18 protein-coding genes and 1 pseudogene are annotated in these 18445 nt (G+C 65.6%); 13 read left to right on the top strand and 6 right to left on the bottom strand.

Annotated features, from left to right (window positions below):
- Nucleotides 1-9: 9 nt before the first annotated feature.
- Nucleotides 10-2424 (top strand): TIM-barrel domain-containing protein, encoded by a 2415-nt coding sequence (locus tag AB3347_RS18640; protein ID WP_369093208.1) that lies wholly within the window; start codon nucleotides 10-12, stop codon nucleotides 2422-2424.
- Between the two features lie 129 nt (nucleotides 2425-2553).
- Here the strand turns inward: AB3347_RS18640 and AB3347_RS18635 are convergent, their stop codons facing one another.
- Nucleotides 2554-3189 (bottom strand): LysE family translocator, encoded by a 636-nt coding sequence (locus tag AB3347_RS18635; protein WP_369093207.1) that lies wholly within the window; start codon nucleotides 3187-3189, stop codon nucleotides 2554-2556.
- Nucleotides 3190-3260: 71 nt separating this feature from the next.
- Complete coding sequence (gene xth / locus AB3347_RS18630; RefSeq protein WP_369093206.1) at nucleotides 3261-4058, bottom strand: exodeoxyribonuclease III; 798 nt, start codon at nucleotides 4056-4058, stop codon at nucleotides 3261-3263.
- A 207-nt stretch (nucleotides 4059-4265) separates the two neighbouring features.
- On the opposite strand from xth, the gene AB3347_RS18625 reads away from it, so the two are divergent.
- From AB3347_RS18625 to AB3347_RS18610, 4 genes are read left to right on the top strand one after another with little or no spacing between them, the layout of a single operon-like run.
- Entirely contained in the window at nucleotides 4266-5099 is an 834-nt protein-coding gene (locus tag AB3347_RS18625; protein WP_369093205.1) for an ABC transporter substrate-binding protein, read from the top strand.
- 20 nt (nucleotides 5100-5119) lie between these two features.
- Nucleotides 5120-5815: an amino acid ABC transporter permease gene (locus AB3347_RS18620; RefSeq protein WP_369093204.1), complete on the top strand. Its 696-nt coding sequence runs from the start codon at nucleotides 5120-5122 to the stop codon at nucleotides 5813-5815.
- A 19-nt stretch (nucleotides 5816-5834) separates the two neighbouring features.
- On the top strand, nucleotides 5835-6527 hold the full coding sequence (locus AB3347_RS18615; RefSeq protein ID WP_369093341.1) for an amino acid ABC transporter permease: 693 nt from the start codon (nucleotides 5835-5837) through the stop codon (nucleotides 6525-6527).
- Between the two features lie 17 nt (nucleotides 6528-6544).
- Nucleotides 6545-7285: an amino acid ABC transporter ATP-binding protein gene (locus AB3347_RS18610; RefSeq protein ID WP_369093203.1), complete on the top strand. Its 741-nt coding sequence runs from the start codon at nucleotides 6545-6547 to the stop codon at nucleotides 7283-7285.
- Nucleotides 7286-7288: 3 nt separating this feature from the next.
- On the opposite strand, the gene AB3347_RS18605 is transcribed toward AB3347_RS18610, so the two are convergent.
- On the bottom strand, nucleotides 7289-7822 hold the full coding sequence (locus tag AB3347_RS18605; RefSeq protein WP_369093202.1) for a DUF488 family protein: 534 nt from the start codon (nucleotides 7820-7822) through the stop codon (nucleotides 7289-7291).
- 126 nt (nucleotides 7823-7948) lie between these two features.
- Between AB3347_RS18605 and AB3347_RS18600 the strand changes: the two are divergent.
- Nucleotides 7949-8071: pseudogene (locus tag AB3347_RS18600) on the top strand (GFA family protein); the annotation flags it as partial.
- A gap of 47 nt (nucleotides 8072-8118) precedes the next feature.
- Nucleotides 8119-8733: a pyridoxamine 5'-phosphate oxidase family protein gene (locus tag AB3347_RS18595; RefSeq protein ID WP_369093201.1), complete on the top strand. Its 615-nt coding sequence runs from the start codon at nucleotides 8119-8121 to the stop codon at nucleotides 8731-8733.
- Nucleotides 8734-8746: 13 nt separating this feature from the next.
- Here AB3347_RS18595 and AB3347_RS18590 read toward each other — a convergent pair whose 3' ends face one another.
- From AB3347_RS18590 to map, 3 genes are read right to left on the bottom strand one after another with little or no spacing between them, the layout of a single operon-like run.
- A complete protein-coding gene (locus tag AB3347_RS18590; protein ID WP_369093200.1) occupies nucleotides 8747-9493 on the bottom strand; it encodes a pseudouridine synthase in 747 nt (248 codons plus the stop codon).
- Nucleotides 9494-9531: 38 nt separating this feature from the next.
- Nucleotides 9532-12114, bottom strand: a complete 2583-nt coding sequence (locus AB3347_RS18585; protein ID WP_369093199.1) for a [protein-PII] uridylyltransferase — start codon at nucleotides 12112-12114, stop codon at nucleotides 9532-9534.
- A gap of 21 nt (nucleotides 12115-12135) precedes the next feature.
- The gene (map, locus tag AB3347_RS18580; protein WP_369093198.1) at nucleotides 12136-12972 is read right to left on the bottom strand and encodes a type I methionyl aminopeptidase; all 837 of its coding nucleotides are present in this window, start codon (nucleotides 12970-12972) and stop codon (nucleotides 12136-12138) included.
- Between the two features lie 257 nt (nucleotides 12973-13229).
- Here map and rpsB point away from each other — a divergent pair, with 257 nt between their 5' ends.
- The 6 genes from rpsB (at nucleotide 13230) to AB3347_RS18550 (ending at nucleotide 18424) form a co-directional block, all read left to right on the top strand.
- Nucleotides 13230-13979, top strand: a complete 750-nt coding sequence (gene rpsB, locus AB3347_RS18575; RefSeq protein ID WP_369093197.1) for a 30S ribosomal protein S2 — start codon at nucleotides 13230-13232, stop codon at nucleotides 13977-13979.
- A gap of 153 nt (nucleotides 13980-14132) precedes the next feature.
- Nucleotides 14133-15038, top strand: coding sequence for a translation elongation factor Ts (gene tsf / locus AB3347_RS18570; RefSeq protein ID WP_369093196.1), 906 nt, complete (start codon nucleotides 14133-14135; stop codon nucleotides 15036-15038).
- Nucleotides 15039-15220: 182 nt separating this feature from the next.
- Nucleotides 15221-15937, top strand: a complete 717-nt coding sequence (gene pyrH / locus AB3347_RS18565; protein ID WP_369093195.1) for a UMP kinase — start codon at nucleotides 15221-15223, stop codon at nucleotides 15935-15937.
- Between the two features lie 70 nt (nucleotides 15938-16007).
- A complete protein-coding gene (gene frr / locus AB3347_RS18560) occupies nucleotides 16008-16568 on the top strand; it encodes a ribosome recycling factor (RefSeq protein ID WP_369093194.1) in 561 nt (186 codons plus the stop codon).
- Nucleotides 16569-16766: 198 nt separating this feature from the next.
- Nucleotides 16767-17531, top strand: coding sequence for a polyprenyl diphosphate synthase (uppS, locus tag AB3347_RS18555; RefSeq protein ID WP_369093193.1), 765 nt, complete (start codon nucleotides 16767-16769; stop codon nucleotides 17529-17531).
- Nucleotides 17532-17593: 62 nt separating this feature from the next.
- Nucleotides 17594-18424, top strand: a complete 831-nt coding sequence (locus AB3347_RS18550) for a phosphatidate cytidylyltransferase (RefSeq protein ID WP_369093192.1) — start codon at nucleotides 17594-17596, stop codon at nucleotides 18422-18424.
- The last annotated feature ends 21 nt before the right edge of the window (nucleotides 18425-18445 follow it).

Raw genomic sequence — 18445 nt, 5'->3', positions numbered from 1 at the left:
CCGAGAGCCATGACGAAAACGACGATTGCGCGGCTGCTGCTGTGCCTGTTCACCGCTTCCCCCGCCTTCAGCCCGCTTGCCCTTGCCCAGAACGCCGAGCGCCAGCTGCAGGGCGTTACCCGCAACCAGAACACCCTGGAGCTGGCGACCAGCGACGGCCGCTACCTGATCAAGCCGTATTCGGCCCATGTCGTCGAGACCACCTTCATTCCGAAGGGCGAGCAGTTCGAGCCGGCCTCGCACGCGGTGGTGCTGGCGCCGGCGGACGTGGGCGCGACGCTCAAGAGCGACGCCAGGCGCATCGAATTCGCGACCCCGGGCATCACCGTGGTGGTGGACAGGCAGCCCTTCCGCATCAGCTACCTGTACAAGGGCAAGCCGCTGGTGGCCGAGAAGGGCGGCTACGCCCGGAGCGACAAGATGGAAAGCATCGAATTCGCCCTGGACGACGGCGAGGCGCTGTACGGCGCCGGCGCGCGCGCGGTCGGCATGAACCGCCGCGGCAAGCGCTTCCAGCTCTACAACAAGGCCGACTACGGCTACGGCAAGACCTCGCAGTTGTTGAACTACACGATTCCGGTTGCGCTGTCGTCGAAGAAGTACGCGATCCACTTCGACAACCCGCAGGTCGGCTACCTCGATTTCGACAGCCGCAAGGACGGCACCCTGCGCTACGAAGTGATCGGCGGGCGCAAGACCTACCAGGTGGTGGCCGGCGACAGCTGGGCCGACGTCATGGCCAACTATACCGGCCTGACCGGGCGCCAGCCGCTGCCGCCGCGCTGGGCCTTCGGCAACTTCGCCAGCCGCTTCGGCTACAAGACCGAAGCCCAGACCCGCGCCGTGGTCGACAAGTTCGCGCAGGAGAAGATTCCGCTCGACGCCGTCGTGCTCGACCTGTACTGGTTCGGCAAGGAGGTCAAGGGCACCATGGGCAACCTGGCCTGGGACCGCGACAGCTTCCCGCACGCCGAACAGATGATGGCCGACTTCCGCAAGCAGGGCGTGAAGACCATCGTCATCACCGAGCCCTTCGTCCTGACGACCTCGAAGCGCTGGCAGGAGGCGGTGCAGCGCAAGGTGCTGGCCACCGATGAGACGGGCAAGCCGGCGACCTACGATTTCTACTTCGGGAACACCGGCCTGGTCGACCTGTACACCGAGCAGGGCCGCGACTGGTTCTGGGACATCTACAAGGGCCTCAAGAACGGCGGCGTGGCCGGCTGGTGGGGCGACCTGGGCGAGCCGGAAGTGCATCCGTCCTGGGTGCGCCACGGTGGAAACAAAGAAGGTGTGAAAAGCGCCGACCAGGTCCACAACGTCTACGGCCACGACTGGGCGCGCCTGATCGCCGAGGGCTACCAGAAGGATTTCCCGAACGAGCGCCCCTTCATCCTGATGCGCGCCGGCTACTCGGGTTCGCAGCGCTTCGGCATGATCCCGTGGTCGGGCGACGTCAGCCGCGGCTGGGGCGGCCTGCAGTCGCAGATGGAGATCTCGCTGCAGATGGGCATGCAGGGCCTGGCCTACATGCACTCCGACCTGGGCGGTTTTGCCGGCGCCGTGCTGGACGACGAGCTGTACGTGCGCTGGCTGCAGTACGGCGTGTTCCAGCCGGTGTTCCGCCCGCATGCCCAGGACGACGTGGCGCCGGAGCCGGTGTTCCGCAACGAGCGCACCAAGGTGCTGGCGCGCGAGGCGGTGTGGCTGCGCTACGCCATGCTGCCGTATAACTACACGCTGGCCTTCGAGAACAGCCGGACCGGCATGCCGCTGATGCGCCCGGTGCTGTTCGAGGAAGACGAGGCCACCGGCATGTCCTCGACTTACCTGTGGGGCCGCGACTTCCTGGTGGCGCCGGTGGTGGAACCGGGCGCGACCCGCCAGGAAGTGCACTTCCCGGTCAAGGACAGCGTCTGGTTCGACTTCCACACCGGCGAGAAGCACCGCGGCGGCATCACCGAGGTGGTGAAACCGGTCGAGGCGAACATTCCGGTGTACGTGCGCGCCGGCGCCTTCGTGCCGATGGCCAAGGTGGTGCAGACCACGCGCGACTACAGCACCCGCAGCATCGACCTGCACTACTACCACGACGCCAGCGTCGCGCAGGGCGAGGGCAGCATGTACGACGACGACGGCGAGACCGTCGATGCCTACGCCAGGGGCAAGTACGAGATCGTGCGCTTCGCCAGCCGCCATGCGGACGGCAGGCTCGACGTCGAGCTGCAGACCGAGACCGGCAAGGCCCAGGCCCCGAGCGAACGCGGGTTTGCGCTCAAGGTGCACAACGTGGCAAGGAAGCCGCGTGCGGTGACGGTGGACGGGCGCGCGGTGGCGTTCAGCTGGAACGGCAAGCACCAGCTGCTGGAAGTGCCGGTGGCGGCGCGCAAGCAGCCGTCGGCGAAGGTCAGCATTACGCTGTAAGGACAAGCGGCCCGCAGACCGTCCGTCGTTCCCGCGCAGGCGGAAACCCGGGGTGGGCCGCCGAACCGCGGCAAACTCGGGTCCCGGCCTGCGCCGGGACGACCGGCGTCGTGCAGGACCGATGCGGTATCAGCGCGCCACGATCAGGCGCAAACCGAGGCCGACAAAAATGGCGCCGGCAATCCGGTCCAGCCACATCCCGGCGCGCGGCGTGCGGTTCAGCCACTGGCCGATCGCCCCCGAAAAATAGCCCAGCAGCCCGAACAGCAGCGCCGCCTGCAGGGTGAACGTCAGCCCCAGCCAGGCGATCTGCCAGTTCGCATCGCCGCGCGCGGCCACCACGAACTGCGGCAGGAAGGACAGGAAGAACAGCACCACCTTGGGATTGATGGCATTGGCCAGCAGTCCCTTGAAGAACAGCTGGCGCGCGCTTTCTTCGTGAGCCTTGTCGGGCGCCACCCCCGCGGCCCGGGCGCCGCCGCGGCTGCGCAGGGCCCCGATCCCCATCCAGATCAGGTACAGGCCGCCGGCGATCTTCAGCGCCGTGAAGGCCGTCGGCGAGGCCGCGATCAGGGCGCTCACGCCGATCACCGCCAGCAGCGTATGGTTCAGGCAGCCCAGCGCGCAGCCGAGGCCGAAGGCGATGCCGCGCGCCCGGCCCTTGGCGATGCCCACTCCCAGCACCATCATGTTGTCGGGGCCGGGCGAGAGCGTGATCAGGATCGCGGCGGTGAGGAAGCCAAGGAACTGTTCGGGTGTGAGCATGAGAAAAACTGGTCGGGGAAACGGACCAGTATCCTAGCGCAAAATTTGCACCCCGATAACTTACAGCTGCTTCAGGCTTTGGGCAGGACGACCGCTTCCATGTCCAGCTCGACCCAGGTCGGCGCGTGGTCGCTCGGTTTTTCCTTGGCGCGCTGGAACTTGTCGACGCCGGCGCCGCGCAGGGCAGGGGCCAGCGCGGGGCTGAGCAGCAGGTGGTCGATGCGGATGCCGGCGTCGCGCCCGAAGGCGTCGCGGAAGTAGTCCCAGAAGGTATAGATCACCTGGTCCGGGTACATGCTGCGCAGCGCATCCAGCCAGCCCTGCGCCATCAGGCGCTCGAAAGCGGCGCGCGACTCGGGGCGGAACAGGGCGTCGTCGACCCAGCGCTCCGGCTTGTAGACGTCGAGCTCGGTCGGGATCACGTTGAAGTCGCCGCACATCACGACCGGCACCTTGGCGTCGATCAGCTCGGCGCCACGCGCGATCAGGCGCTCGAACCAGGCCAGCTTGTAGTCGAATTTCGGTCCCGGGGCCGGGTTCCCGTTCGGCAGGTAGAGCCCGCACACGACCACGCCCCGGTAGACCGCCTCGATGTAGCGGCTCTGCTCGTCCGTCGGGTCGCCCGGCAGGCCGCGCTGCAGCTCCTGCGCCGGGCCGTCGCGGGTGAGGATGGCGACGCCGTTCCAGCTCTTCTGGCCGTGCCAGATCGCATGGTAGCCGGCGTCGCGGATGGCGGCCTCGGGGAATTTCTCCTGCGGCGCCTTCAGCTCCTGCAGGCAAACCACATCCGGCTTGCGTTCTTCGAGATAGTCGAGCAGGGCGCCAATGCGGGCGCCGATTCCATTGACGTTGTAGGTAACGATCAGCATCTTGTCTCCAGCATGTCCATGATCTGCTTGCTACTCTAGCATGCGCGAACGACAACACGGGCTGCTTGCAGAAATGAACTTATCGAATGAATATTACTTGGTGCTTATAGTCAGGAGCGCATTTTCTTATGGCTAATTGATCGTTCGGCCATGCAAGATCATGCTCTATACTGCCGTGATCGAATATTTTGCAGTCTGGAGAAGAACATGTTCACCCGCCGTCACATCCTCATCGGGGCGCTCGCCCTGGGCGCCAACTTCGCCGCCGCCACCGCCGCGCACGCCGACCAGCTCGCGGACATCAAGAAGAAGGGCGAGATGGTGTTCGGCGTGCTCGGCACCGACGAGCCGAACAGCTTCATCGACCCGAAAACCCGCCAGCTGGTGGGCTACGAGATCGACATCGCCACCGCGGTCGCGAAGAAGATCGGGGTCAAGCCCGTGTTCAAGCAGATGTCGGTGTCGAGCCGCATCCCCGAGCTGCAGCAAGGGCGGGTCGACGTGCTGGCCGCCACGCTCACCCACAACAAGGAACGCGAGTCGCAGGTGGACTTCGCGCTGACCCACTTCGTCACCGGCTCCAAGGTCATGGTGCGCGCCGCCGGCGGCATCAGCGCGCTGCCCCAGCTGGCCGGCAAGAAGGTGGTCACGGTGCGTGGCGGCACCCAGGAAACCAACATCCGCAAGGCGGTGCCGACCGCCGAAGTGGTGACCTTCGAGAACACCCAGCAGGCCTTCCAGGCCCTACGCCAGGGCAAGGGCGTCGCCTACGTCAACGACGAATCCTCGCTGCTGGCCGACTACGGCAAACTGGGCCCGGCCGCCAAGGGCTTCACCATCCTGCCGACCAGCATCGGCATCGAGTCGATCGCGCTCGGCCTGCGCAAGGGCGAGAAGAACCTGAAGGCCGTGGTCGACGAGACCCTGCGCGGCCTGGAAGCCAGCGGCGAAGCCGAAAAGCTGTTCAACAAGTGGTACGGCCCGGGCACCCGCGCCAACATCGCCAAGCGCAGCTTCAAAATCAGCACCGACAAGATCTGAGCCGTCCCCGAGTCCTCGCCTTGCAGTTCTTCGATCCCGGCATCCTGCAATCCGGCCAGTACCACGACTGGCTGGTGCAGGGCCTCATCCTGTCGCTCCAGCTGACGGCAAGCAGTTTCGTCATTGCCCTGCCGTTCGGCGCGGTCCTTGCGGTGATGCGCACCTCGGCCTTCGCGCCGGCGCGCGCCGTCGCTTCAACGATTATCGAAGCGATTCGCAACGTGCCGCTGCTGGCGCACCTGCTGTTCTGGTACTTTGCCTTTCCCGAGCTGCTGCCCGAGAACGCACGCGAATTCCTGTACGCGCACAATCCGGAAGCGGTGTGCGCCGTGATCGCGCTGGCGCTGTACAGCGGCGTGCACATGGCGGAAGACATCCGCAGCGGCATCCGCGCGGTGCCCGCCAGCCAGCTCGAGGCGGCGCGCTCGCTCGGCCTGGGCCGGGTTGCCGCCGTGCGCCTGGTGCTGCTGCCGCAGGCCTTGCGCGCATCGGTTCCGCCGCTGCTGTCGCAGACCGTCAACCTGTGGAAGGACACCAGCGTGGCCACCGTGATCGGCGCCGCCGAACTGATGTACCAGGCCGCGCGGGTGGAGACCAGCAGCTTCCGCAGCGTTGAAGCCTTCAGCTTCGCGACCCTGGCGTACCTGGCGGTGTCGCTCCTGATTTCCTTCGCCGCCTGGCTGTTCCAGCGGCGCTATCCGGTCCGTCCGGCATGAGGCGCCCATGCTGAATTCGATCATCGAGCTCATCGATACCTACTGGCTGTACTTCCTGGTCGGCCAGTATCCCGACGGTCCGCTGGGCGGCCTGGCGCTGACCGTGCTGCTGTCGGCCGGGGCGCTGCTGCTGGCCATGCCCTTCGGCCTGCTGCTGGGCGTGGCGCGCGTGAGCAGCCACCCCGCGATCCGCTGGCCGGTCGCCGGCCTGGTGCAGCTGGTGCGCGCGGTGCCGCTGCTGCTGGTGGTGTTCTGGGTCTACTTCTTCCTGCCGGCCGTCACCGGCGTCAAGACCGGGCAGGCCACCACCATGCTGATGGTGCTGGTACTGTTCGACGGCATCTACCTGGCCGAGATCGTCGCAAGCGGCATCCGCGCGCTGCCCAAAGGGCAGCTGGAAAGCGCCCGTGCGCTGGGTCTGTCCTATCCGCAGGCGCTGCGCCTGGTGGTGCTGCCGCAGACCTTGCGCAACGGCCTGCCCTCGATCGTCAGCCAGCTGGTCTCGACCATCAAGGCGACGTCGCTGGGCTACATCATCGGCCTGTCGGAAGTGTCCTTCATCGCCACCCAGGTCAACACCCTGGTGTTCACCCAGGCGGTGGAGGTGTACCTGATCCTGGCGCTGAGCTATTTCATCCTGTGTTTCGGCCTGTCCCGCCTGGCCTTCCTGCTCGAGCGCCGCCTGCAGGGGCGCGCCGTGCAGGCGTCGTAGAAAAGGAAGCATGAACGATGATCGTTCTCGATAACGTCAACAAGTGGTACGGCGCAGGCTCGTCCAGATACCATGCGCTGGTCGACATCAGCGAAGCCGTCAAGAAGAACGAGGTGGTGGTGGTGTGCGGCCCCTCCGGGTCCGGCAAGTCGACCCTGATCCGCACCCTCAACCGCCTGGAAGAGATCGACGCCGGCCGCATCAGCATCGACGGGCGCGACATCCATGCCCGGGGCACGGATGTGAACGCGCTGCGCGCCGGCATCGGCTTCGTGTTCCAGCATTTCAACCTGTTCCCGCACCTGACGGTGCTGGAGAACTGCACGCTGGCGCCGGTCAACCTGAAGCGCGCCACGCCGAAGGAAGCGCGCGAGTACGCCATGCAGCTGCTGGAGCAGGTGGGCCTGGCGCACAAGCGCGACGCCTATCCGAACGCGCTCTCGGGCGGCCAGCAGCAGCGCGTGGCGATCGCACGCAGCCTGGCGATGCGTCCGCCCGTGATGCTGTTCGACGAGCCTACCAGCGCCCTCGACCCGGAAATGGTGGGCGAGGTGCTGGGCGTGATGCGCTCGCTGGCGGGGCAGGGCATGACCATGGTCTGCGTGACCCACGAGATGGGTTTCGCGCGCGAGGTGGCCGACCGCATCGTGTTCATGAGCGAAGGGCGCATCCTGGAACGCGCCACGCCCGAGGAGTTCTTCACCAGGCCGCAGCATCCGCGCGCCCAGCAGTTCCTGGCCGACCGCCGGCGCGGCTAGGGTTCATTCTTCCGGCACCGCCTCCGGCGGGTAGAGAATCCGCAGGCCGTCGACCCGGGCGAAGGGCGTCATGGTGTGCGGCCTGGTCTTGCCCTTGTTGATGATGTGCTCGACCGGCACCCCGCGCACCGCCAGCGCATCGGCCACCAGCGAGCGGTGGCAGCGCCACGGCACCGCTTCCGCGCACATCAGCGCGCAGCGCGTGTCGTCCGCCATGCGCGCGACCAGGTCGACGTGCTCCCTGAACCCCTCGGTCTGCATGTGGTCGGCATAGCCGCGGAAGGAGGCATTGCGCCAGGCGCCGTTCGGGGTGTCTTTGCGCGCCTTGCGCAGCCCGCCCAGCGCCTGGATGTATTCGTAGCCGATGCCGGCCTGGGCCAGCGAGGCCGGCAGCTGGTCCTGCCCGAACTGCGGGTTGTGGCGCGACTTGGGGACGGTGCGGATGTCGAGCACGCGTTGTATCCCGTGCTCGCGCAGCAGGTCCAGGAATTCTTCGATCGGCCGGTTCGAGTGGCCGATGGTGTAGACCGTTTTCATCCGGACTCCTCCTCGACGGTTCCCGGCATTGTCGCGCAGCGGCGCGCGACGTGGCGCGCCGCTGCGTGCCGCATTGCGTTTGTGCTAGCGTATGGTCTTCGCGATAACAATCATCAGGAGGCCGGGATGGTCTACGAAGGAAGCTGCCACTGCGGGCAAGTGGCATTCGAAGCAGAAGGGGAGATTGACGGCGCGCTTGCCTGCAACTGCTCGATCTGCAGGCGCAAGGGCTCGCTGCTCTGGGTCATTCTGCCATCCCGGTGCAGCACTACGATGGCCGCGCGCACTAAGGCATCATGAGCGCGCATCTCATTACCGACCGCGCGGCGCTCGAGGCTCTGTTCGGCGAGGTGGCGCCGCCCTCGCTTGCCAAGGAAACCGGTCGCCTGCATCCGGTCTACGCGCGCTGGATTGCGCAGGCGCGCTTCGCGCTGCTGGCTACCTGCGGCGCCGACGGCCCGGACGTATCGCCGCGTGGCGACGCCGGCCCCTTGGTGCGGATCGTGGACGAGCATACGCTGCTCCTGCCCGAGCGGCGCGGCAACAACCGGATCGACAGCTTGCGCAATCTCATCGTCGACCCGCGCGTGGGGCTGCTGTTCATGATTCCGGGCGTGGGCGAAACGCTGCGCGTTCGCGGCCGCGCGCAGATCGATGCCGATCCCGATTTGCTGGCCTCATTCGCCGTCGAGGGCAAGCGGCCGCATTGCGTGCTGCGCATCGCGGTCGAGAAGGTGTTCTTCCAGTGCGCACGCGCCACCCTGCGCTCGCGCCTGTGGCGCCCGGAGGAACACGACAGGTCGGGCGTGCCCACGCCGGGTGCGATGCTGGCGGCGCTCACGCGAGGCGGCATGGATGGGGAAGCCTACGACCGCGCCTTGCCGCAGCGCCAGCGCGATTCGCTGTATTAGGAAAGCGGGCGACTCAGAACTGCTCGTCCGGCCGCAGGTAGCGCCACTGACCGGGCGGCAGGTCGCCCAGCTTGACCTTGCCGATGCGCACCCGCTTCAGGCCGATCACCTTCAGGCCCACCATGTCGCACATGCGGCGGATCTGGCGCTTGCGGCCTTCCTTCAGGGTGAAGCTGAGCTGGTCGTCGTTCTGCCAGCGCACCTTGGCCGGCAGCAGGGGCTTGCCGTCCATCCACAGGCCGTGGTTCAGTTTCCTCAGGTCCGCCTCCGGCAGGGCGCCGGGCTTGGTGTACTGCACCCGCACCAGGTATTCCTTTTCGATCGAGGTGCTCTCGCCGATCAGCTGCTTGGCGATGCGGCCGTCCTGGGTCAGCACCAGGAGGCCCACCGAGTCGATGTCGAGGCGGCCGGCCGGCACCAGGCTGCGCAGCTGGGTCGGGTGGAACTGCTCGGGCGAGGGGTCGTCGGGCCAGCGGTTCTCGGGCTTGACCAGGGTGACGGCCGGCTTGTAGCCGTCCTCGGCCTGGCCGCTGACGTAGCCCACCGGCTTGTTGATCAGGACCGTGACGCGCTTGGACTGCTCGGCGGCGGCCTGGCGCTCGACGGTGATTTTCTGGTGCGGCAGCACCTTGCTGCCCAGTTCGGAGACGACCTTGCCGTCCACGCGCACCCAGCCTTTGGCGATCCAGTCATCGGCTTCGCGGCGCGAGGACAGGCCGAGTTCGGACATACGTTTGGAGAGGCGGACAGGTTCGGTCATCGGGAAAACGAAAAAATAAAGTGGTTGAATCGTGCGGATCAGATCTTGAGGGCGTCCAGCAGGTCGGTCTCGAGCTGCACCTGGGTGCGCGGGTTGCTCAGCGCCGCGCCGTCGATCAGGAACACGTCTTCGACGCGCTCGCCCAGGGTCATGATCTTGGCGGTGTGCAGGTTGATGCGGTAGCGCGTCAGCACGCTGGCGATCGCGTACAGCAGGCCAGGGCGGTCGTTGGCGGCGATCGACAGCACGTGGAACTGGCCGCGCTCGTCGGGCCTGAGATCGACGCTCGGCGTGACCGGGAAGGTGCGCGACAGGCGCGACAGGCGGCCGCGCGTGGGCGGGCCCAAGGCTTCCTGCGAGGCCAGCTGCAGGCCGAGCTCGTGCTCGATCAGGTTGATGATGTCGCGGTAGCTGCCGACGAAATTCTCTTCGGTCACCAGGAAGGAGTCGAGCGCGTAGCCGTGGCGCGTGGTGTGGATCTTGGCGTCCAGGATGCTGAAGTTCTTGCGCTCGAAATAGCCGCAGATGCGCGCGAACAGGTCGGGCTGGTCCTTGAGGTAGACCGCCACCTGCAGGCCTTCGCCGATCGGCGCCAGGCGCGCCTTCACCACCGGCCTGGGGCTGTCGACCTTGTCGTGCAGGGCGCGCGTCTGCCAGGCGATGTCGGAGGCGTCGTGGCGCAGGAAGTAGGCGACGTCGAGCTGCTGCCACAGCGCCTCGTGGGCGGTGGCCGACAGGCCGTACAGGCGCAGCGTCGCCAGCGCCTCTTTCTGGCGCGCGCGCAGTTCGCGGTCGGCGCTGTGCGGCTCGCCGCCCAGCACGCGCAGGGTCACCTTGTACAGGTCTTCCAGCAGCTTGGCCTTCCAGGCGTTCCACACTTTCGGGCTGGTGCCGCGGATGTCGGCCACCGTGAGCAGGTAGAGCGCGGTCAGGTGGCGCTCGTCCTTGACCAGCGCGGCGAAATGCGCGATCACGTCCGGATCCGACAGGTCCTGCTTCTGCGCCACGGTCGACATGGTCAGGTGCTGCTGGACCAGGAAAACCACCAGCTCGGTGTCTTCTTCGGTCAGGCCGTGGCCGCGGCAGAAGTCGAGCGCGTCCTGCATGCCCAGCTCGGAATGGTCGCCGCCGCGCCCCTTGGCGATGTCGTGGAACAGGGCGGCCACGTACAGCAGCCAGCGGTCGCGGAAGTCGGCGATCAATTGGCTGCAGAAGGGGTATTCGTGGGCGTGCTCGGTCATGGTGAAGCGGCGCAGGTTGCGCACCACCATCATGATGTGCTGATCCACCGTGTAGACGTGGAACAGGTCGTGCTGCATCTGGCCGGTGATGCTGCGGAAGGCCGGCAGGTAGCGTCCCAGCACGCCCATGTCGTTCATGCGGCGCAGCGCATGCAGCAGGCCCACCGGGGCCTTCAGGATGCGCAGGAACAGGGCCTTGTTGGCGGGGTTCGCGCGGAACCCGTCGTCGATGACGTTCCGCGCATGCCACAGGGCGCGCATGGTGCGCGCGGTCATGCCCTTGATGTCGGGGCGCTCGGTCATGGCCACGAAGATCCCGAGCACGGTCGAGGGGAAGCGTTCGAAGGTGTCGCCGGCCGCGATGTCGATGAAGCCGTTGACTTCGTTGAAATGGCGGCCGAAGTCGCCGCCGATCGGCACCGGGCTGGCCGGGCGCGGGAACAGCTGGGCCTCGATGTTCTGCAACATGATGGTGTTCATTTGGGTGACGACCTTGGCCGCCCAGTAATAGCGCTGCATCAGGAATTCGCTGGCGCGGCGTCCGTCGGCGTTCTCCAGGCCGAAGGTCTTGGCGATCGCGGTCTGCACGTCGAACACCAGGCGGTCTTCGCGCCGTCTGGTGTGCAGGTGCAGGCGCACGCGGATGTCCTTGAAAGCGTATTCCTTTTCCATCAGCTGGCGCGCCTCCGCGCGCGTGATCAGCTTGGCGCGCGCCATCTGGCTCCACGATTCGGCCAGGCCGGCCGCCTTGGCCACCCACATGATCACCTGCAGGTCGCGCAGCGCGCCCGGGCTTTCCTTGACGTTCGGCTCGAGCGCGAAGGCGGTGTACTCGTACTTGGCGTGGCGCAGGCGCATTTCGGCGGTCTTGGCCTGGAAGAAGGCCTGGGGGTCGAGGGCTGCGCGGTAGCGGCGGCGCAGTTCGGCGAACAGGGCTTCGTCGCCCGTGACCAGCCGCGCTTCCAGCAGGCTGGTCTGCACCGTGATGTCGGCGCCGGATTCGACCAGGCACTCGTCGACGGTGCGGATGCTGTGGCCGATCTCCAGGCCCAGGTCCCAGAACAGCTGGACCAGCCCTTCCAGTTTCGCCTGGGTGAGGGCGTCGGCCGGCTGGCCGAGCAGGATCAGGAGGTCGACGTCGGAATACGGAAACAGCTCGCCGCGGCCGTAGCCGCCGACGCCCACCAGCGCGGTGTTGGCTGGCAGGCCGGCGGCCTGCCAGGCGCTCGTCAGCACGCCGTCGACGCAGGTGCGCAGGCCGCGCAGCAGCTTCTCCGGCTTGCCGTCCTGATGAAAGGCGTCGATCAGGGCCTGGCGCTCGGACTTGAGCCGTTGGCGCAATTCGCTGCGCGAGCCGTCGAGAAGCGCGGGCTGGCCCATGGTGCTATCGCTCTCCCGGCCTCAGGCGGGAACGGCCGCGCCCTGGTCCAGCAGGGGCAGCACGATGGCGGGCGGCGGTGGGCTGCCGGCCGACATGGTCAGCACCTCGACGCCGGTCTCGGTGACCAGCACGGTGTGTTCCCACTGCGCCGACAGGCTGCGATCCTTGGTCTTGATGGTCCAGCCGTCCGGCATTTCGCGGATCTCGCGGCGGCCGGCGTTGATCATCGGTTCGATGGTGAAGATCATGCCGGGAACCAGCTCTTCGCCGGTGCCGGGACGGCCGTAGTGCAGCACCTGCGGCTCTTCGTGGAACACGCGGCCCACGCCGTGGCCGCAGAACTCGCGCACCACGCTGTAGCCGTGCTTCTCGGCGTGCTGCTGGATCGCGTGGCCGATGTCGCCCAGGCGGTTGCCCGGCTTGACCTTGGCGATGCCCAGCCACATGCATTCGAAGGTGACCTCGGACAGGCGCCGGGCCAGGATCGAGGGTTCGCCGACCAGGAACATGCGGCTGTTGTCGCCGTGGAAGCCTTCCTTGGTGATCGGGGTGATGTCGATGTTCAGGGCGTCGCCGCTCTTGAGCACGCGGTCGCCCGGGATGCCGTGGCAGATCACGTCGTTGACCGAGGCGCAGATCGAGCCGGGGAAGGGCGGGTAGCCCGGCGGCGCGTAGTTCAGCGTGGCCGGCACGGTGCCCTGCACGTTGATCATGTAGTCCTTGGCCAGGCGGTCCAGTTCGCCGGTGGTGACGCCGGGCTTGACGAAGGGCGTGATGTAGTCGAGCACTTCCGAGCCGAGCCGGCAGGCGATGCGCATGCCTTCGATTTCTTCCAGGGTCTTGGGGGTGGAGGCCATGTTCTTTTCCTGCGAATGTAAGTTATTGCGCCATTATAAGGGTTTCGCCGGGTGGCCGGGGGCGCCGCCGGCCCGAGGAAACCCTTGAAAAGCGGACCGAATCCCGCTAGAATCTCGGGTTGCTCGTATTCGCATCGAGCAATGTTATAAAAAACATCTTTTTAATTGAAATCGCGAACGTGGCCGCCAAAGGGTGCCCGACAGTAATTCACTGAGAGGTGACTGGCTGCGTTCAAGACCCAACCCTGGAGAATACTATGTCCGTTACTATGCGCGAAATGCTGGAAGCCGGTATCCACTTCGGCCACCAGACCCGTTTCTGGAACCCGAAAATGGCGCCGTTCATCTTCGGTCATCGCAACAAGATCCACATCATCAACCTGGAAAAGACCATGGCGATGTACCAGGATGCGATGAAGACCATCAAGCAGATCTCGGCTAACCGCGGCACCATCCTGATGGTCGGCACCAAGCGCCAGGCCCGCGACATCATCGCCGCCGAAGCACAGCGCGCAGGCGTGCCGTACGTCGACCAGCGCTGGCTGGGCGGCATGCTGACCAACTTCAAGACCATCAAGACCTCGATCAAGCGCCTGAAGGACATGGAAGCCCAGATCGAATCGGGCGAAGTCGAGAAGCTGTCGAAGAAAGAAGCCCTGATGTTCTCGCGCGAGCTGGAAAAGCTGCAGAAGTCGATCGGCGGCATCAAGGACCTGGGCGGCGTGCCTGACGCGATCTTCGTCGTCGACGTCGGCTACCACAAGGGCGCCATCACCGAAGCCGGCAAGCTGGGCATCCCGGTCATCGGCGTGGTCGATACCAACCACTCGCCGGAAGGCGTCACCCACGTGATCCCGGGTAACGACGACTCGTCGAAGGCGATCACCCTGTACGCACGCGGCGTCGCCGATGCGATCCTGGAAGGCCGCGCCAACGCCACCAACGAAGTCGTTGAGATGGTCAAGGCCGCTGGCGACGACTTCGTCGAAGTTTCCGAGCAGGCATAATGCAGGGCAGGTGAGACCTGCCTGAGTATTGAGGGGGCGCCGAGCCATAGCACGAGCGCCCCTTTTTTTAAGCACGACGCTTAGCATTAAATTATCGTCCGGATGTCCGTGGGACATGCGGGCCTCTACATCAAATATTTGGGAGAATTCAACATGGCAGCTATTACCGCAGCGATGGTTGGTGAACTGCGCGCGAAGACCGACGCGCCGATGATGGAATGCAAGAAGGCACTGACCGAAGCCGAAGGCGACATGGGTCGTGCCGAAGAGATCCTGCGCGTCAAGCTGGGCGGCAAGGCATCGAAGGCAGCATCGCGCATCACCGCAGAAGGCGTGGTCGCCGCTTACATCTCCGGCAACGTCGGCGCGCTGGTCGAAGTCAACAGCGAAACCGACTTCGTCGCCAAGAACGACGACTTCCTGGCCATGTGCAACCTGGCAGCCAAGCTGATCGCCGAAAACAACCCGGCCGACGTCGCCGCCCTGGCAGCCCTTCCGCACGAAGGCAAGACCTTCGACGACGTGCGTACGGCACTGATCGGTAAAATCGGCGAGAATATGACCGTTCGCCGCTTCCAGCGCTTCGAAACCACCGCCAAGCTGGCTTCGTACCTGCACGGCGCCCGTATCGGCGTGATGGTCGAGTTCGAAGGCGACGACCAGGTCGGCAAGGACGTGGCCATGCACATCGCTGCAATGAAGCCGGTCTCGCTGTCGGCAGAGCAGGTGCCTGCTGAACTGATCGAGAAAGAGCGTTCGGTTGCCCAGCTGAAAGCCCAGGAAGACGCCGACAAGGCCGTCGCCGAAGGCAAGCAGCCGCAGTCGGCCGAGATCGTCGCCAAGCGTATCGACGGTTCGGTGCAGAAGTACCTGAAAGAAGTCTCGCTGCTGAACCAGGCATTCGTGAAGAACGACAAGCAGTCGATCGAACAATACCTGAAGGCCTCGAACGCCAGCGTGAAGGCATTCACGATGTACGTCGTCGGCGAAGGCATCGAGAAGAAGGTGGACGACTTCGCAGCAGAAGTCGCAGCCCAGATGGCTGCCAACAAGCAGTAATCAACAAAGCGGGCCGTAAGGCCCGTTTTTGTAGGGTGGTGCCGCGCGGGCCCTTGGCTGCGCGGCCACTGGTCCGCGCCACGAGCACGCGCCGCCACCCGCCAGCCATCTGTCGTTGCAGATGAGACCGCCAACCAGCGGTCGGACCCGAATTCGAAACACAACTTAGGAGCCGCTTCATCATGACAAAACCAGCCTACCACCGAGTCCTCCTCAAACTGTCTGGCGAAGCGCTGATGGGTGACGACCAGTTCGGCATCAACCGCGCCACCATCGACCGCATGGTCGCCGACGTGGCGGAAGTGGCGAAGCTGGGCGTGCAGGTGGCGGTCGTGATCGGCGGCGGCAACATCTTCCGTGGCGTGGCCCCGGGCGCCCAGGGCATGGACCGCGCCACCGCGGACTACATGGGCATGCTCGCCACCGTCATGAACGCCCTGGCCCTGGCCGATTCGATGCGCCACGTGGGCATCACCGCGCGCGTGATGTCGGCGATCAGCATCGAGCAGGTGGTCGAGCCCTATGTCCGCCCGAAGGCCCTGCAGTACCTGGAAGAGGGCAAGGTCGTGGTGTTCGCCGCCGGTACCGGCAATCCCTTCTTCACCACCGACACCGCCGCCGCGCTGCGCGGCGCCGAGATCTCGGCCGAGATCGTGCTGAAGGCCACCAAGGTCGACGGCGTCTACACCGCCGACCCCAAGAAGGATCCGAACGCGACCCGCTACAATTCGATTTCCTTCGACGAAGCGATCGCCAAGAACCTGCAGGTGATGGACGCCACCGCGTTCGCACTGTGCCGCGACCAGAAGCTGCCGATCAAGGTCTTCTCCATCGTCAAACCCGGCGCGATGAAAGCCGTGATCATGGGCGAAGACGAAGGTACACTGGTACACGTTTGAATTTAGTAAATCTCGAGATTCTCGTTGACGAGAGTCTCGCATCAACATCCAAAAGAAACAGGAGAGCAGCATGTCCTTAGCTGACGTCAAGAAGAATGCCCAGGAACGCATGGCCAAGTCCATCGAGACCCTGCGCGCCAACCTGGCCAAGGTCCGTACCGGCCGCGCCCACGCCGGCATCCTCGATTCCGTGATGGTCGAATACTACGGTTCGCCGGTGCCGCTGTCGCAGGTGGCCAACCTGACCCTGATCGACGCCCGCACCATCGGCGTGGCGCCGTTCGAAAAGAAAATGGCGGGCACCATCGAAAAGGCGATCCGCGACTCCGACCTGGGCCTGAACCCGTCGTCGCAGGGCGACACCATCCGCGTGCCGACCCCGCCGCTGACCGAAGAGCGCCGCAAGGAAATGGTCAAGCTGACCAAATCGGAAGGCGAGGACGCCAAGATTGCCGTGCGTAACATCCGCCGCGACGCCAACGAAGCAGTCAAGAAAATGGTCAAGGACAAGACCGCCTCGGAAGACGACGAGCGTCGTTCGGCCGACGAAATCCAGAAGCTGACCGACAAGTTCGTTGCCGAGATCGACAAGCTGCTGGCCGACAAAGAAAAAGACATCATGACCGTGTAAGAGCGCCTGGCGATTCCCCCGATGGCGGCCTTGCATCGGGGTGTTGTCAGACGCTCCAAGACCGGGGATCGCGGGTTGTCGAACCCGTGCCCAGGCGGACCGGCCCCGGCTAGCAGCCGCGGCCGGTCCGACTCCCTTTAAGACCGGCTGTCGTCCCATCGGCCTGACGATGCGGCAGCAGCCCTGCTGGAAGCAAAGATGTTCAAAAGTTCGACCACCGCAATTCCCGAAGCGCTTGCCGTGCCGCGCCACATCGCCATCATTATGGATGGCAATGGCCGCTGGGCCACCAAGCGTCTGCTGCCGCGTGTGGCCGGCCACGTCAAGGGCGTAGAGGCGGTGCGCGGCGTCGTCGAGCACTGCGTCGAGCGCGGCGTGGAATACCTGACCCTGTTCGCCTTTTCCTCCGAAAACTGGCGCCGTCCGGCCGAGGAAGTGTCGCTCCTCATGAAGCTGTTCGTCACCGCGCTCGAGCGCGAAGTGGCGAAGATGCACGCCAATAACATCCGCCTCAAGGTCGTGGGCGACCTCAGCCGCTTCGACCCGAAGCTGCAGGAAATGATCAGCGCGGCCGAGCGCCGCACCGCCAACAACACGCGCCTGACGGTCAGCGTCTGCGCCAACTACGGCGGCCGTTGGGACATCATGCAGGCCACCAGCAAGATGGTGGCGGCCAATCCCGGCGTCACCGAGTACACCGAAGAGATGCTGGCGCCGCACCTGGCCATGGCCTATGCGCCCGAGCCCGACCTGTTCATCCGCACCGGCGGCGAAGAGCGCATCTCGAACTTCCTGCTGTGGCAGCTGGCATATTCCGAGCTGTACTTCACCAGGACCTTCTGGCCCGATTTCTCCAAGGCTTCGCTGGACGAAGCGATCGCCTCCTTCCAGGAACGCGAGCGCCGCTTCGGCCAGACCGGCGACCAGGTGGCCAAGAAGGCAGGCAGCGCGTCCAAGGCCTGAGGCCGCGAACGGCAGGTGCCCACGACAAGACGCCAATCAAAAGACGAACTACAAGACCGAACATGCTGAAAACCCGGATCCTCACCGCGCTCGCACTGCTGGCAGTCCTGCTGCCGGTCCTGTACTTCAACAACTACAAGGCGTTCGCGGTCGTTGCATCGGCCTTCTTCGGGGCGGCCATCTGGGAATGCTTCCGCCTGTTCAACCCCGGCACCGCCAGGGCGCCGCTGATCGCGGCCTTCTGGACCGCGGCCTTCGTGTATGGCTTCTTCCTGGCGCCGAGCCCGAACCCCGTGTTCTGGTTCGCCATCAGCGTGCTGGTATGGGCGCTGCGTTTCGCGCCTTCGCTCAAGCTCGGCCTGCCGCCGCTGAACAGCAGCGCCAACACCTTCCTGAGCCTGGTCTACGCCATCGCCGTGGTCGGCTGCTTCGCCGCCATCGTCGAGATGTACCGCCTGTCTCCGCTCTACCTGCTGTCGGTGATGGCCATCGTCTGGGCCGCCGACATCTTCGCCTACTTTTCCGGCAAGGCCTTCGGCAAGCGCAAGCTGGCGCCGTCGATCTCGCCAGGCAAATCGTGGGAAGGCGCGATCGGCGGCTGCATCGCCGTGCTGGTGCTGGCCACCCTCAGCATCGTCCTCGGCGGCGACGCCATGGCCGGCACCTTTGCCGCGCGCGTGCAGGCCAGCCTCGGCTGGGCCGTGCTGTACGCGGTGCTCATCCTCATCGTCGCCGCCAGCGTGGTCGGCGACCTGTTCGAATCCCAGCTCAAGCGCCGCGCCGGCATGAAGGACAGCAGCAACCTGCTGCCTGGCCACGGCGGGGTGCTGGACCGCGTGGACGCGCTCGTCCCGGTCCTGCCACTGGCGGCCCTGATCGGCGCCTGGCTCTGAAGCCAAGCAAAGGAATACCAC

The organism is Massilia sp. X63, assembly GCF_041023745.1.
In the GTDB taxonomy this organism is placed as follows: domain Bacteria; phylum Pseudomonadota; class Gammaproteobacteria; order Burkholderiales; family Burkholderiaceae_D; genus Telluria.
Note: the sequence above shows the minus strand (reverse complement) of the source record. Positions and strands in the feature narration are given on the sequence as shown.

Bases quoted from the DNA above. Each gene is read 5' to 3' on its own strand.
- map (WP_369093198.1), bottom strand. From the start codon at position 12,972: ATGGCCTCCACCCCCAAGACCCTGGAAGAAATCGAAGGCATGCGCATC.
- AB3347_RS18625 (WP_369093205.1), top strand. From the start codon at position 4,266: ATGTTCACCCGCCGTCACATCCTCATCGGGGCGCTCGCCCTGGGCGCC.
- rpsB (WP_369093197.1), top strand. From the start codon at position 13,230: ATGTCCGTTACTATGCGCGAAATGCTGGAAGCCGGTATCCACTTCGGC.
- AB3347_RS18550 (WP_369093192.1), top strand. From the start codon at position 17,594: ATGCTGAAAACCCGGATCCTCACCGCGCTCGCACTGCTGGCAGTCCTG.
- pyrH (WP_369093195.1), top strand. From the start codon at position 15,221: ATGACAAAACCAGCCTACCACCGAGTCCTCCTCAAACTGTCTGGCGAA.
- AB3347_RS18610 (WP_369093203.1), top strand. From the start codon at position 6,545: ATGATCGTTCTCGATAACGTCAACAAGTGGTACGGCGCAGGCTCGTCC.
- uppS (WP_369093193.1), top strand. From the start codon at position 16,767: ATGTTCAAAAGTTCGACCACCGCAATTCCCGAAGCGCTTGCCGTGCCG.
- AB3347_RS18635 (WP_369093207.1), bottom strand. From the start codon at position 3,189: ATGCTCACACCCGAACAGTTCCTTGGCTTCCTCACCGCCGCGATCCTG.
- xth (WP_369093206.1), bottom strand. From the start codon at position 4,058: ATGCTGATCGTTACCTACAACGTCAATGGAATCGGCGCCCGCATTGGC.
- tsf (WP_369093196.1), top strand. From the start codon at position 14,133: ATGGCAGCTATTACCGCAGCGATGGTTGGTGAACTGCGCGCGAAGACC.
- frr (WP_369093194.1), top strand. From the start codon at position 16,008: ATGTCCTTAGCTGACGTCAAGAAGAATGCCCAGGAACGCATGGCCAAG.
- AB3347_RS18640 (WP_369093208.1), top strand. From the start codon at position 10: ATGACGAAAACGACGATTGCGCGGCTGCTGCTGTGCCTGTTCACCGCT.
- AB3347_RS18595 (WP_369093201.1), top strand. From the start codon at position 8,119: ATGAGCGCGCATCTCATTACCGACCGCGCGGCGCTCGAGGCTCTGTTC.
- AB3347_RS18585 (WP_369093199.1), bottom strand. From the start codon at position 12,114: ATGGGCCAGCCCGCGCTTCTCGACGGCTCGCGCAGCGAATTGCGCCAA.
- AB3347_RS18590 (WP_369093200.1), bottom strand. From the start codon at position 9,493: ATGACCGAACCTGTCCGCCTCTCCAAACGTATGTCCGAACTCGGCCTG.
- AB3347_RS18605 (WP_369093202.1), bottom strand. From the start codon at position 7,822: ATGAAAACGGTCTACACCATCGGCCACTCGAACCGGCCGATCGAAGAA.